Below are 13,391 nucleotides of genomic sequence, written 5' to 3' on the forward strand. Positions count from 1 at the left end.
GACAGGGTTGCGGGCAGAGCCTGTCAAAGCGGGGTTTACAGGCTTCTGGAGGGTACAAATGAGCTGAAATGACCTCACTCAACCTGTGGGAGCTGGCTTGCCTGCGAAGGCGGCGGTTCAATCGACAGAGAAGTCAAATGTGCCGCCCAAGTAACCACGATGCGAAGCGAGCCGCTCTTGATCTTGATCTTGCTCTTGATCTGCTTTTGATCTCAGACGCCCCGTAAACCACGCTGGCCGGAATTCGACAGGGATTTGGGGGGTAAACCGGCAGGGATGCCGGTTTAGCCGCCCCGCGCCATGGATGGCGCGTGGCGGCGGCCCCCCAAATCACTGGCGGATTACGGGCACACCGAGCCTAAGCGAGGTGCCGAGTGGTGGGGCAAGAGCGTTTTGCTTACTTTTGCGCTTTTCAAAAGTGAGCCGCTGTAAAAGCGGAACCCTAAGTGGCCGTTACCGCAGGAATGGATATGTACTCGGTATAAACAGTGTCGCCTGTCAGGTCGCCATCGCAGGCAAGCCAGCTCCCACATTTGGAACGCTGACCGTCAGATAGATAGAGGCCGGCTGCCAGGCCGTCTTCGCAGGCAAGCCAGCTCCCACATGGGCTCTATGTCCAGCTAAAAAATAGGCCAAGGGCATGAGCTGATTCGACCCTCCCCGCCCGTCATCCAACCGTCACATCCATCTGCTGTGCTGGCGCCCATTACTCATTTGCCCAAGGACCCGTGGCCATGTTTTCCGTGCTCAAACCCCACCGCTGGAAACTCGCGTTGCTCCTGATCGCCGCCAACCTCGGGCTGCTCCTGCACCTGGCCTGCGGCGAGCTCAAGAGCGTCAGCGAATGGGTATGGCTGGATATCATCGGCGAAGGCGGTTCGGCGCTGCTCGCGCTGATCTGGCTGGGCCTGGTGTTGAAAAGCCGCCCCGCCGGACGGGTCACCCAATACCTGGCCCTGGGGCTGTCGTGCATCTTTTTTCCTGGTGGATCGACAGCCTCGACGAATTCATCCGCCTGCCTGATAGCGTGTCCTGGGATCACTGGCTGGAGTCAGGGCCAATGCCGGTGGGCATGATCCTGCTGACGATTGGCATTTATCACTGGCACCACGAACAACTGGCGATCAGCGCGCAAATGGAAAAACGCGAGCGGTTGTTTCGCGAGCACCGGCTATTCGACAAACTCACGCCCCTGGCCGGCGCCGACTACCTCAAGCGCCAACTCATCGACAGCCTGCGCGACAGCCAAGCGCAGCAACAACCACTGTCGTTGCTCGCCCTGGACCTGGATAACTTCGCCACCATCAACCAGGTCTACGGGCATGCCGAGGGCGATGCGGTGCTACAGGCGGTCAGCCACGTGCTGCTGCTCAACCTGCGCCGCCAAGACCTGTTGTGCCGCCTGGCGGGCGATCGTTTCGTGGTGCTGCTGCCCAATACCGGCGAGCGTCAGGCCCAGGGCCTGGCGCTGGAGTTGCAACACGCGGTGCAGAGCCTGGCCCACAAGACCCGGCAACAGGGCGAACGCCTGCAACTGGCGGCGACCACGGCGGTGGTAATGGCCTTGCAAGAGTCACCCCACGAGCTGCTCAAACGGCTGAATATAAGCCTGGCCCGGGCCAAGCAACCCCTTGCGAAAAGCGCCTGAAATGGCCGTGAAAACCAGCTGGTATGAAAACGACAGCCGCTTCATCCCCGGTCACTATCAACCCGCCACGTTGATCGACCTGGGCTTGTCCCGGGACATCGACAGCCATCGCCTGCTGCGGGGCACCGGCCTGTTCCACGAAGACATCCTGGCCGGCAACGCGCGGTTGAGCCCGCAACAGTTTCTGGGCTTGATCGGCAACAGCCGCAAACTACTGGACGCCGATGACAGCAGTTTCCTGTTTGGCCAACGCCTGCTGCCCGGCTACTACGGCGCCGCCAGCCATGCGCTGGGGCATGCACAGAACCTTCATCAGGCCCTGGACATCCTGATCCAGCAACAAGTGCTGCTCAGCCCGCTGGCTACGCTGCAACTGGAACTGGATGAGCACCACGCTTACCTGTATTGGTTGGACAGTTGCGGCGCCGGCGAACACTGGCGCTTTCTGCTCGAAGCCAGCATGACCTCGCTGGTTGCCATGAGCCAATGGCTCAGCGGCGAGCGCTTGCCATGGGTGTGCAGTTTCAACCATGCCGAACCTCGGTATGTCGAGCAATACTGGGTGCATCTGGGCGAGCACACGCGCTTCGAACGCCCGCTGGATATGATGTGCATCCCCCGTGAATACCTCACCCACAACTGGCCGGGCGCTTCGGCCACGGCGGGCCAGGTCGCGCGCCAGCAAGCCCTTGAACAAATCGAGCAACTGGGCTTTGCCACAAGTTTTCTGGACTGCCTCTATGCCTACCTGCGCGAACATGTGCGCCAACCACCCAGCCTGGAACAGGCCGCGCACATTTTCGCCATGAGCCCGGCCACGCTAAAGCGCAAGTTGCAACGGCACGACACCGGTTTTCAGCAACAGGTCGACCGGGTGCGCAAGCATGTGGCGTTGCACCTGTACCTGGCCAAGGGCTTGAGTAACGAGGAAGTCGCGGCGTACCTGAACTTCAACGATGCGGCGAATTTTCGGCGTTCGTTCAAGCGGTGGACGGGCAGCACGCCCAACCTGATCCGCCAACTGTTCAGCAGCCGCTAGCGAGGCGTTCGCGCAGGAACTCCACCAGCGCTTGCACCGGGCGTGAACTCTGTCGGTGCTGCGGGTACACCGCCGACAGGGTCAAGGCCTCTGGGGCGAAGTCTTCCAATACCTTGACCAAGCGACCGTCCTTCAAGGCGTCGCTGACGATGAACGTCGGTAGATAGGTAACGCCCAGACCGGCTATCGCGGTATCGCGCAGCAGGTCACCGTTATTGACGCGCATGCGCCCACTGACGCTCAAGGCTTGCACCTTGCCTTTGAAGCGCCATTGCACCTGGCGGCCGTGGCCGTAGGGCAGGCAGTCGTGCGTGGTTAAGTCCTCGGGTTTCGAAGGCGTACCCCGCAACGCCAGGTAGTCGGGGCTGGCGCAATACACCCGCTCGATAGCGGCGATCCGTCGGGCGATCAGGGTGGAATCTTCCAGCGTGCCGATGCGTAGCACCAGGTCGTAGCCTTCGCCGATCAAGTCCACCGGGCGGTCGCTCAGGTCAACTTCAACGCAGACCTGCGGATGCTGACGCAGAAACAACGGCAACAGGCAACCCAGGTGCGCCATGGCGAACGACAAGGGTGCACTGAGGCGAATGGTGCCTCGGGGCTCGCTGTTCTGGCCAGCGATGCCCTGCTCCACTTGTTCCACCTCACCGAGCAGGCGCAAGGCCGACTCGTAGTAACTCTGGCCCAGCGGCGTGACGTCCAGGCGCCGTGTGGAGCGGTTAAGCAAGCGCACGCCCAGGCGGTCTTCCAGTTGGATCAGGCGGCGGCTGACGAATTGCTTGGACAAGCCCAATTGCTCGGCGGCGGCGGTGAAACTGCCGGATTCCATGACCTGGCAGAACAGGCGCATGTCTTCGAAGGGGTTCATTGTCGCTTCTCAGGGGACGATGGGCTGTTTTATAGCCTGTCAGTGGTCACACCACAAACCAAAATGTGAACACAATCAAATGTGGGAGCTGGCTTGCCTGCGATAGCGGTGTATCAGCCAGCAATGCTGTTGACTGATGCACCGCTATCGCAGGCAAGCCAGCTCCCACAGGGTTTTGCGGTGTTTTACCGACCAGGTTACTTGGCAGCGAACGCCGAGTAGCTGTTCATCAGGTTGCGGTAGTTGGGAATGCGCGGCGAGAGCAGGTTGGCCAGGCCTTCCATGTCGTTGCGCCAGTCCACTTGCAGCTCGCAAGCCACCGAGAACCAGTTGACCAGTTGTGCACCGGCGGCGGTCATACGCGCCCAGGCGGCTTGTTGCACGGTTTCGTTGAAGGTGCCGGAAGCGTCGGTGACCACGAAGACCTCAAAGCCTTCGTCAAGGGCACACAGGGTCGGGAACGCCACGCACACGTCGGTCACCACACCGGCAATGATGATTTGCTTGCGGCCGGTGGCCTTGACGGCCTTGACGAAATCTTCGTTGTCCCACGCGTTGATCTGGCCAGGGCGCGGAATGTACGGCGCGTCGGGGAACAGTTCTTTGAGCTCAGGCACCAATGGGCCGTTGGGGCCGCTTTCAAAGCTGGTGGTCAGGATGGTCGGCAGGTTGAAGAACTTCGCCACGTCGGCCAGGGCCAGCACGTTGTTCTTGAACTCGTTGGGGGAGAAATCCTGCACCAGGGAGATCAGGCCGGTCTGGTGATCAACCAACAAAACAACAGCATCGTCTTTGTTCAAGCGCTTGTAAGTCATGGGTAACTCCTTTAGGGATGGGGTGTTCTTCAAAAGGCAAAGCAGGAGCAGCCGAACGCACCCCAGAAACCCTGGAAGTCGCTGACCGGCACGCTGGAAAGGCGCGCTTTTTCATGGCTATGGGCATGCACGCCACAGGGGCCGCTGCACTGGTGAACCTGGGCCTGCATCGGCGACGTGGGGCGCCAGTGCCCCGGCACCTTGACCACCGGCGACCAGTCCGGCAGCACCGGTACCCGTGGCGGGGCGAAATCTTCGAAGTCGCCAGCGCCGTACACGACCTTGCCGCCGACCACTGTCAGCACCGACTCGATCCACTTGATAGCCTCTTCCTCGACACTGAAAAAGTCCGCCGACAACGCGGCGACATCCGCCAATTGACCGACCTTGATCTGGCCTTTCTTGCCCTGCTCGGACGAGAACCAGGCGCTGCCGTGGGTGAACAGCTCCAATGCGGTAAGGCGCGGCAAGCCCTCGGCGTGCAGCTCCAGGCCACCGACGGTGCGGCCGCTGACCATCCAGTACAGCGAGGTCCAGGGGTTGTAGCTCGACACGCGGGTGGCATCGGTGCCCGCCCCTACCGGCACGCCTTCGGCCAGCATGCGCTTGATCGGCGGCGTGGCTTCGGCGGCCTTGGCGCCGTAGCGCTCGACGAAGTATTCGCCCTGGAACGCCATGCGATCCTGAATCGCAATACCGCCACCGAGGGCACGCACGCGTTCGATGTTTTTCGGGGTGATGGTTTCGGCGTGGTCGAAGAACCACGGCAAGCCATTGAACGGAATATCGCGGTTGACCTTCTCGAACACGTCGAGCATGCGCGAGATGGACTCGTCGTAAGTGGCGTGCAGACGGAACGGCCAGCGCTGTTCCACCAGGTGGCGTACCACCGGTTCCAGCTCCTGTTCCATGGTCAGCGGCAGGTCAGGGCGGGGTTCGAGGAAGTCTTCGAAATCCGCCGCCGAGAACACCAGCATCTCGCCGGCACCGTTATGGCGCAGGTAGTCATCGCCCTGGTGCAGGGTGACGCTGCCGGTCCAGTGCTTGAAGTCGCTGAGCTCTTCCTTGGGCTTCTGGGTGAACAGGTTGTAGGCGATGCGCACCGTCAACTGTTGATCCTTGGCCAGTTGCTCGATCACCGCATAGTCATCGGGGTAGTTCTGGAAGCCGCCGCCGGCATCGATGGCGCTGGTCAGGCCCAGGCGATTGAGTTCCCGCATGAACTGGCGGGTGGAGTTGACCTGATATTCCAAAGGCAGTTTCGGGCCTTTGGCCAAGGTCGAGTACAAGATCATCGCGTTGGGCCGCGCCACCAGCATGCCGGTGGGGTTGCCGTTGCTGTCGCGCACGATCTCACCGCCCGGCGGGTTCGGCGTGTCCTTGGTGTAGCCCGCCACCCGCAGGGCTGCGCGGTTGAGCAAGGCGCGGTCGTACAAGTGCAGCACGAACACCGGGGTGTCCGGGGCGGCCTGGTTGAGTTCTTCCAGGGTGGGCATGCGCTTTTCGGCGAACTGGAATTCGTTCCAACCGCCCACCACGCGTACCCATTGCGGCGTGGGCGTGCGGTCGGCCTGGTCTTTGAGCATGCGCAAGGCATCGGCCAGGGACGGCACGCCTTCCCAGCGCAGTTCAAGGTTGTAGTTCAACCCGCCACGAATCAGGTGCAAGTGCGAGTCGTTGAGGCCGGGAATCACGGTGCGGCCCTTGAGGTCGATGACCTGGGTGCCGCTGCCGCGCAGGGCCATGGCTTCGCCGTCGGTACCGACGGCGACAAAGCGCCCTTGGTGGATGGCCACGGCGGTGGCGCGTGGGTTTTCCCGGTCCACGGTGTGGAACTGGCCATTGAACAGAATCAGATCGGCGTTCATAGGGTTTCCTTTACAGAGGCTTCAAGCCAGGGAGCGAACAGGCGGGTGGCCGCCGGCATCAGCAGGTACACCACCAGCAACACGATGGTCAGGGTGACCAGGAAGGTGGAGACCACGTAGTTGGACAAAAACGGGTGCAACCGCAGGATCGGCCCCCAGATAAACGGCAGCAGCAGGGTTTGCGGCAGGATCACAAACAGGCTGACCACCGCCTGCTTCCAGCGCGGCGGCTTGGCACCGCCATCGGCCTGGGGCGTGAACCAGAATTCATTGGCCGCGCCGATTTCCGTCTGGTCGCCATCCGCCAGCATGGGCGCGGCTTCGTCGATCAGGGCCTGGCGTTGCGGGGAGCCGAGCCACAGCTCAAGGGCGTTGGTGGAGCTATAGCGCAGCACGCAAGTGAACAGCGCCATGCCGTTTTGCTGGCTGCGCACCACGTCAACGCCAAGGTGCCCAGGGCGTTCGCCCGCGATGCGCACGATGCGGCGCAGCCAGGCTTCGTACTCGACTTCAAAGCCGGGTTTGACCCGGTGCTTGACGACCAGGGTGACGACTTCGTCGGGGCGGGTGTTGGCGGTTGATTCCATGGCTGGGTGTTTCCCCGGAGCATTGAGCGATGGGGAGAGTGTGGCCGGTTGGCAGGTGTGGGGAATTGCATGTATGTGCTGTCTGGCAGGCATTCGCCGGCTCTGCATCCGATATTTATGCTCACTTCCCAACTTAATAATATTTTATTAATCCCCCCCCGCCGCCTAACTTGACGTCATGCCCGAGCTGAATCCAACTGCATTACGCAAGGATAGAGACATGACTGTAGCGATAACAAAAATAGACACGCTGGTGGTTGGCGCAGGTCAAGCTGGCGTGGCCATGAGCGAGCATTTGAGCAAGCAAGGCGTGCCGCACCTGGTGCTGGAACGCAGCCGTATTGCCGAGCGCTGGCGCACCGGCCGCTGGGACTCATTGGTCGCCAACGGCCCGGCCTGGCATGACCGCTTCCCCGGCCTGCATTTCGATGACGTCCCCGCCGATGGGTTCGCACCCAAAGAGCGCGTCGCCGATTACTTCGAAGCCTATGCCCGTAAATTCAACGCGCCGATCCGCACCGGCGTGGACGTCACCTCAGTAGTACGCAACGAGGGGCGCCCCGGCTTTACCGTGCACACCAGCGAAGGCGTGATCGAAGCCAACCGCGTGGTAGCCGCCACCGGGCCCTTTCAAAAGCCTGTGATTCCCGCTATCGCGCCTAAAGACACCGCGCTGCACCAGATCCACTCCGCCGACTATCGCAACCCTGGGCAACTGCCAGCCGGCGCTGTGCTGGTGGTGGGCGCCGGCTCGTCCGGGGTGCAAATTGCCGATGAATTGCAGCGTTCCGGTCGCCAGGTGTACCTGTCGGTCGGCGCCCATGACCGCCCTCCTCGCGCCTATCGCAACCGCGACTTCTGCTGGTGGTTGGGCGTATTGGGCGAGTGGGACCAGGCGGCGATGAAACCCGGCCGCGAGCACGTCACCATTGCCGTGAGTGGCGCCCACGGCGGCAAGACCATCGACTTTCGCGAGCTGGCCCAGCAAGGCATGACCCTGGTCGGCCTGACTCACGCCTTCGACGGCACGGTGGCAACGTTCCAACCCAACCTGGTGGAGAACCTGGCGCGCGGTGATGAAAACTACCTGGCCTTGCTGGATGCGGCCGACGCCTATATCGAGCGCAACGGCCTCGACCTGCCCCTGGAGCCCGAGGCACGTCGCGTGTTCCCCGACGCTGAATGCATCAAGCAGCCGATCCTGACACTGGACCTGGCGGAGGCTGGCATCACTTCGATCATCTGGGCCACCGGATTTGCCGTGGACTACAGCTGGTTGCAGGTAGACGCCTTCGACGCCGCTGGCAAGCCGCAACACCAGCGCGGTGTCTCCAGCGAAGCGGGCATCTACTTCCTTGGGTTGCCATGGCAATCGCGGCGTGGCTCGTCGTTTATCTGGGGCGTGTGGCACGACGCCAAATACGTGGCCGACCATATCGCCATCCAGCGTCAGTACCTTGAGTACCGCGAAGCCGCCCCGGTTGCCCGCCAGTCCCCTGTCAGCGCCTGATCATTTTTCCCAGGAGTTTTTTGATGCCTACTCACACTCGCATTCGCATGTTCAACACCAAAGAAACCTATCCCAACCAGAGCCTGGACAACGACCTATGCCAGGCCGTGCGCGCCGGCAACACCGTGTACGTACGCGGCCAGGTGGGCACTGATTTCGACGGCAACCTGGTCGGCCTCGGCGACCCACGGGCCCAGGCCGAGCAGGCGATGAAGAACGTCAAGCAACTGCTGGAAGAAGCCGGCAGCGACCTCAGCCATATCGTGAAGACCACCACCTATTTGATCGACCCACGCTATCGCGAGCCGGTGTACCAGGAAGTCGGCAAGTGGCTCAAGGGCGTGTTCCCGATTTCCACCGGGCTGGTGGTTTCGGCCCTGGGCCAGCCGCAGTGGCTGATGGAAATTGATGTGATCGCGGTTATCCCAGAGTAAGGAGGCTAGCCATGACCTTTTCTATCGTCGGCCGTTGTGCAGAGACCGGCCAACTGGGCATTGCCATCAGCTCATCGAGCATCGCCGTGGGCGCCCGCTGCCCGTGGCTGCGGCCCGGTGTGGGCGCCGTGTCGACCCAGAACATCACCTTGCCGGCCCTCGGCCCTGACGTCCTCGACGGGCTGGAACAGGGCCTGGCTCCCGCCGACGCCGTCGATAAAGCGCTCACCCGCAACGGCTACAGCCAGTACCGGCAACTGACGGCGATTGACCATCTGGGCCGCAGCGTGCATTTCAGCGGCAGTCAGACCCTGGGTACCCATCACGCGGTATCGGGCGAGCAATGCGTGGCGGCGGGCAATATGCTCGCCGCCCCTGGAGTGATCACCGCGATGGTCACGGCCTTCGAACAGGGCGAAGGCCAGCTCGCAGACCGTCTACTGGCCGCGATGCATGCCGCCATCGCCGCCGGTGGCGAAGCCGGCCCGGTGCACTCCGCCGCGCTGGTGGTGGTGGGCGAGTTGACTTGGCCGATTATCAACTTGCGCGTGGATTGGGCCGACGAGGCGCCGATTGGCGAATTGCAAAAACTCTGGGATGCCTACCGCCCACAGGTGCAGGACTATATCGATCGCGCCCTCGCCCCCGACCGCTCCCCCGGCTACGGTGTGGCCGGAGACGACCGATGAGCCGCAGCCGCGACCTGCTGGAAACCCTGGTGGGCTTCGACACCACCAGCCGCGAGTCCAACCTGCAATTGATCGAGTATGTGCGCGATTACCTGGCCGGGCTTGGCGTCACCAGCGAGCTGGTCTACAACGCGCAACGCAGCAAGGCCAACCTGTTTGCCAGCATCGGCCCGGTGGAACTGCCAGGTATCGTGCTGTCGGGGCATACCGACGTGGTGCCGGTGGATGGGCAACCCTGGAGCCTGCCGCCGTTCACGCTGACCGAGCGCGACGGCAAGCTGTTCGGGCGCGGCACCGCCGACATGAAGGGGTATATCGCCTGCGTGCTGGCGTTGGTGCCAGCGCTGGTCAAGGCGCCATTGCGCCTGCCGGTGCACATCGCCCTGTCCTACGATGAGGAAGTCGGCTGCCTGGGCGTGCGCTCGCTGCTCGCCGTTCTTGAACAGCGTCCGGTCAAGCCGATGTTGTGCATCATCGGCGAGCCGACCGAGCTCAAGCCGGTACTGGGCCACAAGGGGAAGTTGGCGATGCGCTGCGATGTTCAGGGCCAGGCGTGCCACTCGGCCTATGCGCCCTCGGGTGTGAATGCGATTGAACACGCCGCCGAGTTGATCGGTGAACTGGGGCGCATTGGCCAACGGCTACGCGCGCGTCAGGACCCACGTTTTGACCCGCCGTTCAGCACGGTACAGACCGGCATGATCAACGGCGGCAAGGCCTTGAATATCGTGCCAGCCGACTGCCGCTTTGACTTTGAGGTGCGCGCCCTGCCCTCCATGGACCCGGGCGAAGTAGCTGAAGAGCTACAGGCCTACGCGCGGCAGCAGGTGTTGCCGCGCATGCAGGCGGTCAGCAAGCAGAGTTCGATTCGGTTCACCGAGTTGTCGGCCTACCCAGGGCTGGTCACGGATGAGCGCAGCCAGGCGGCGCAATTGATTGCGACGTTTTGCGACTCGCAGGCATTCGGCACCGTAGCGTTTGGTACCGAGGGCGGGCTGTTCGATGCGGTGGGTATTCCCACCGTGGTATGCGGGCCAGGCAGCATGGACCAAGGGCATAAGCCCGATGAGTTTGTGAGCCTGGAGCAGCTCGATGGCTGCGATGCGATGTTGCAGCGGTTGCTAGGCTTTATCAGCACCTGAAGACATCGCACCACCTATGTGGGAGGGGCCAGCCCCAATGCCGATCAGTTAAGCGCAAATCCCTGTGGGAGCGGGCTTGCCCGCGAAGGCGGTGTGTCAATCACTGCATCGGTTACTGCACGACCGCTTTCGCAGGCAAGCCAGCTCCCACCTTTGATCTTAGTTGCGTTGAGCACTGTGTTCGCTTAACTGATCGGCATTGGGGTTTGGTGTTCAGCCCAGTAGTCGCGCCAACTCTTCGCGGCAGTAGTCGACAAACAACTGCACCGGTTTGGTCAAGGGTGCGCGGCGTAGCCAGACGGCGGACAACCCCGACCCCGTGACCGTTTCCACCAAGGGAATGCACACCACTTTCTGCCCATCATAGGTGTACTCGCTGAACGGTTTGGTCACCAGGATCGAGAACCCGAACCCCCGCCCCACCATGCCCCGCACCATTTCGATGGAGGGCGAGCTAAATACAATATTCGGGGTCAGCCCGCGCTCTTCGAAGATGCTCACGAAGTAGGTACGGCTGGGCAACACGTCCAGCAAAATCATCGGCTCCAGCACCAGGTCGGCCAGGGACACCTTGGCCTGTTGGGCAAAGCGGTGGTCGGCCGGCAGCAACGCATAGGGCTGTTGCGGCGGCATCAGCGGCGTGGTCTCGATGGTGCTGCCCAGGTCGTGCTCAAACAGCATCGCCACGTCGATACTGCCCGCCGTCAGCGCCTGCACCAGCTCCTGCTGCTCGCCATCGCGGATACGGATCTCCACGCCCGGCCAGCGCGCCTTGAAACCGGCGATCAAGCGTGGCAAGTACAACGGTGCCACGGTTTCAAAACAACCGATGTCAATCTGCCCGGCCACCACATCGTTATCGGCCAGGGCGTTCTGTTCGAACTCATGGGCTACCCGCAACAGCTCCAACGCCTTGCGATAAAAGCGCGCGCCGCTGGGCGTGAGGGAAACGCCCTGGGCGTGATGGCGGATAAACAGTTGCACGCCAAAGCTGTCTTCCAGTTGCTTGATCGCCGTGGAAACCGACGGCTGGGCGATATACAGCTTGCGCGACGCCTCGGCAACGCTGCCGCATTCGGCCGTGGTCACAAAATATCTGAGCTGACGCAGGTTATAGGCTGCCATCGGCACCTCCCTAAACGTGTTTTTTTGCCCCAAACAAGTGCGCAGAAACACCGGTTTTTCAAGCCATTGACGTGCATGCAACATACCGGAGCAAAAAACCTCACGAGATACTTTTTTTAAGGTCTATAGCAACAAACTTACTAATTTACCTGCCTGCGCCCATTGCAGATGATCACTCCAACAACAAAGCGGTGCCCATGCGCCGCACAGCGAAGTACGCCCACGTACTCACCTTGCCTTGGAGCTCGTCATGGTTACCACTGCAACATCCTCCGCCCCGCTCATCGAAAAACACACGATTGGATACGTGCCCCCGGAAGATCGCCATGGAAAGGTAAGAGACCTGTTCACCCTGTGGTTCGGCGGCAACATCGCGCCGTTGCCGATCGTCACTGGCGCACTGGGTGTGCAACTGTTCCACCTCAACCTGGTGTGGGGCATTGTCGCCATCCTTGTCGGCCATTTGGTCGGCGGTGTGTTGATGGCATTGCACTCGGCCCAGGGCCCGCAAATGGGTATCCCGCAGATGATCCAGAGTCGTGCACAGTTCGGCTCCCTCGGCGCATTGCTGGTGGTGGTGATTGCCGGGGTGATGTACATCGGCTTCTTCGCCTCCAACATCGTGCTGGCCGGTAAATCCCTGCATGGTGTGGTGGACGCCGTGCCGGTGCCGGTGGGCATCGTTATCGGCGCCATCGGTTCCGGGATCATCGGCATCATCGGCTACCGCTTCATCCACGTACTCAACCGCATCGGTACCTGGGTCCTCGGCGCAGGCATCGTGCTGGGCTTTGGCTACATCTTCACCCATGTGCAGACCACCGATTTCCTCACCCGTGGCAGCTTCAACGTCTCCGGTTGGCTGGCCACTGTTTCCCTGGCTGCACTGTGGCAAATCGCGTTTGCGCCCTACGTGTCGGACTACTCCCGCTACCTGCCCGCCGACGTGCCGGTAGCCGCCACCTTCTGGACCACCTACCTGGGCTCGGCGCTGGGGTCGAGCCTGGCGTTCATCTTCGGCGCCGTGGCAGTGCTCGCCACGCCGGTAGGCATGGACACCATGGACGCCGTCAAACTCGCCACCGGCGCCATCGGCCCGTTGATGCTGGTGCTGTTCCTGCTCAGCGTGATCAGCCACAACGCCCTCAACCTGTACGGCGCGGTGCTGTCGATCATCACCCTGGTACAGACCTTCGCCTACCGCTGGATCCCGACCGCGAAAAGCCGTGCGGTGATCTCCATCATCGTGCTGGCCGCCTGTTCGATTGCGGCGGTGTTTGCCTCCCAAGACTTCATCGGCCACTTCGTTGACATGGTGCTGGTGCTACTGGTGGTGCTGGTGCCTTGGACGGCGATCAACCTGATCGACTTCTATGCCATTCACAAAGGCCAATACGACATCGCCTCGATCTTCCGCGTGGATGGCGGCATCTACGGCAAGTACAACCCCCAGGCGCTGCTGGCCTATGCGGTGGGGATCGTGGTGCAGATTCCGTTCATGAACACGCCGCTGTACGTGGGGCCGATTTCGCAGCACATCAACGGCGCGGACTTGTCGTGGGTGGTGGGGTTGGTGGTGACGTCGCCGTTGTACTTCTGGTTGGCGAGTCGGGACAGTGCGTATAAGCGCCGGATGGACAGTGGGAAGTTGGTGGGTGGGGTTTGA

Annotated in this window: 11 protein-coding genes and 1 pseudogene; 7 read left to right on the top strand and 5 right to left on the bottom strand. The window is 61.9% G+C overall.

Annotated features, from left to right (window positions below; translation table 11 throughout):
- Window positions 1–734 precede the first annotated feature (734 nt).
- Both MHH62_RS05050 and MHH62_RS05055 read left to right on the top strand, forming a co-directional pair.
- Window positions 735–1,648 (top strand): annotated as a pseudogene (locus MHH62_RS05050) (GGDEF domain-containing protein).
- A 1-nt stretch (window position 1,649) separates the two neighbouring features.
- A complete protein-coding gene (locus tag MHH62_RS05055) occupies window positions 1,650–2,687 on the top strand; it encodes an AraC family transcriptional regulator ligand-binding domain-containing protein (RefSeq protein ID WP_339232594.1) in 1,038 nt (345 codons plus the stop codon).
- On the opposite strand, the gene MHH62_RS05060 is transcribed toward MHH62_RS05055, so the two are convergent.
- From MHH62_RS05060 to MHH62_RS05075, 4 genes are all read right to left on the bottom strand, one after another.
- Complete coding sequence (locus MHH62_RS05060) at window positions 2,674–3,555, bottom strand: LysR family transcriptional regulator (protein ID WP_020301880.1); 882 nt, start codon at window positions 3,553–3,555, stop codon at window positions 2,674–2,676. The genes MHH62_RS05055 and MHH62_RS05060 overlap by 14 nt on opposite strands.
- A gap of 197 nt (window positions 3,556–3,752) precedes the next feature.
- Window positions 3,753–4,370, bottom strand: coding sequence for an isochorismate family cysteine hydrolase YcaC (gene ycaC, locus MHH62_RS05065; RefSeq protein ID WP_003191905.1), 618 nt, complete (start codon window positions 4,368–4,370; stop codon window positions 3,753–3,755).
- Window positions 4,371–4,399: 29 nt separating this feature from the next.
- Window positions 4,400–6,238, bottom strand: coding sequence for an amidohydrolase (locus MHH62_RS05070; protein WP_014718157.1), 1,839 nt, complete (start codon window positions 6,236–6,238; stop codon window positions 4,400–4,402).
- Window positions 6,235–6,825 (bottom strand): antibiotic biosynthesis monooxygenase, encoded by a 591-nt coding sequence (locus MHH62_RS05075; RefSeq protein ID WP_060767285.1) that lies wholly within the window; start codon window positions 6,823–6,825, stop codon window positions 6,235–6,237. Before MHH62_RS05075 ends, MHH62_RS05070 begins: the two co-directional genes overlap by 4 nt.
- Window positions 6,826–7,003: 178 nt before the next feature.
- On the opposite strand from MHH62_RS05075, the gene MHH62_RS05080 reads away from it, so the two are divergent.
- From MHH62_RS05080 to argE, 4 genes are read left to right on the top strand one after another with little or no spacing between them, the layout of a single operon-like run.
- Complete coding sequence (locus MHH62_RS05080; protein WP_161981182.1) at window positions 7,004–8,335, top strand: NAD(P)/FAD-dependent oxidoreductase; 1,332 nt, start codon at window positions 7,004–7,006, stop codon at window positions 8,333–8,335.
- Window positions 8,336–8,358: 23 nt separating this feature from the next.
- Window positions 8,359–8,769, top strand: a complete 411-nt coding sequence (locus MHH62_RS05085) for a RidA family protein (RefSeq protein WP_014718154.1) — start codon at window positions 8,359–8,361, stop codon at window positions 8,767–8,769.
- Window positions 8,770–8,780: 11 nt separating this feature from the next.
- Window positions 8,781–9,458 (top strand): DUF1028 domain-containing protein, encoded by a 678-nt coding sequence (locus tag MHH62_RS05090; RefSeq protein ID WP_339232597.1) that lies wholly within the window; start codon window positions 8,781–8,783, stop codon window positions 9,456–9,458.
- Window positions 9,455–10,600 carry an acetylornithine deacetylase gene (gene argE / locus MHH62_RS05095; protein WP_014718152.1) on the top strand — a complete coding sequence of 382 codons (1,146 nt, stop codon included), beginning with the start codon at window positions 9,455–9,457 and terminating at the stop codon, window positions 10,598–10,600. Before MHH62_RS05090 ends, argE begins: the two co-directional genes overlap by 4 nt.
- Before the next feature lie 213 nt (window positions 10,601–10,813).
- Here the strand turns inward: argE and MHH62_RS05100 are convergent, their stop codons facing one another.
- The gene (locus tag MHH62_RS05100) at window positions 10,814–11,725 is read right to left on the bottom strand and encodes a LysR substrate-binding domain-containing protein (RefSeq protein WP_014718151.1); all 912 of its coding nucleotides are present in this window, start codon (window positions 11,723–11,725) and stop codon (window positions 10,814–10,816) included.
- Window positions 11,726–11,975: 250 nt separating this feature from the next.
- Here MHH62_RS05100 and MHH62_RS05105 point away from each other — a divergent pair, with 250 nt between their 5' ends.
- A complete protein-coding gene (locus MHH62_RS05105) occupies window positions 11,976–13,391 on the top strand; it encodes a cytosine permease (protein WP_339232598.1) in 1,416 nt (471 codons plus the stop codon).

This window comes from Pseudomonas sp. FSL L8-0168, assembly GCF_037976155.1.
Classification (GTDB): domain Bacteria; phylum Pseudomonadota; class Gammaproteobacteria; order Pseudomonadales; family Pseudomonadaceae; genus Aquipseudomonas; species Aquipseudomonas paracarnis.

Coding starts and splice junctions, on each gene's coding strand:
- MHH62_RS05075 (WP_060767285.1), bottom strand. CDS start 6,825: ATGGAATCAACCGCCAACACCCGCCCCGACGAAGTCGTCACCCTGGTC.
- MHH62_RS05105 (WP_339232598.1), top strand. CDS start 11,976: ATGGTTACCACTGCAACATCCTCCGCCCCGCTCATCGAAAAACACACG.
- MHH62_RS05090 (WP_339232597.1), top strand. CDS start 8,781: ATGACCTTTTCTATCGTCGGCCGTTGTGCAGAGACCGGCCAACTGGGC.
- MHH62_RS05085 (WP_014718154.1), top strand. CDS start 8,359: ATGCCTACTCACACTCGCATTCGCATGTTCAACACCAAAGAAACCTAT.
- ycaC (WP_003191905.1), bottom strand. CDS start 4,370: ATGACTTACAAGCGCTTGAACAAAGACGATGCTGTTGTTTTGTTGGTT.
- MHH62_RS05070 (WP_014718157.1), bottom strand. CDS start 6,238: ATGAACGCCGATCTGATTCTGTTCAATGGCCAGTTCCACACCGTGGAC.
- MHH62_RS05100 (WP_014718151.1), bottom strand. CDS start 11,725: ATGGCAGCCTATAACCTGCGTCAGCTCAGATATTTTGTGACCACGGCC.
- MHH62_RS05060 (WP_020301880.1), bottom strand. CDS start 3,555: ATGAACCCCTTCGAAGACATGCGCCTGTTCTGCCAGGTCATGGAATCC.
- MHH62_RS05080 (WP_161981182.1), top strand. CDS start 7,004: ATGCCCGAGCTGAATCCAACTGCATTACGCAAGGATAGAGACATGACT.
- MHH62_RS05055 (WP_339232594.1), top strand. CDS start 1,650: ATGGCCGTGAAAACCAGCTGGTATGAAAACGACAGCCGCTTCATCCCC.
- argE (WP_014718152.1), top strand. CDS start 9,455: ATGAGCCGCAGCCGCGACCTGCTGGAAACCCTGGTGGGCTTCGACACC.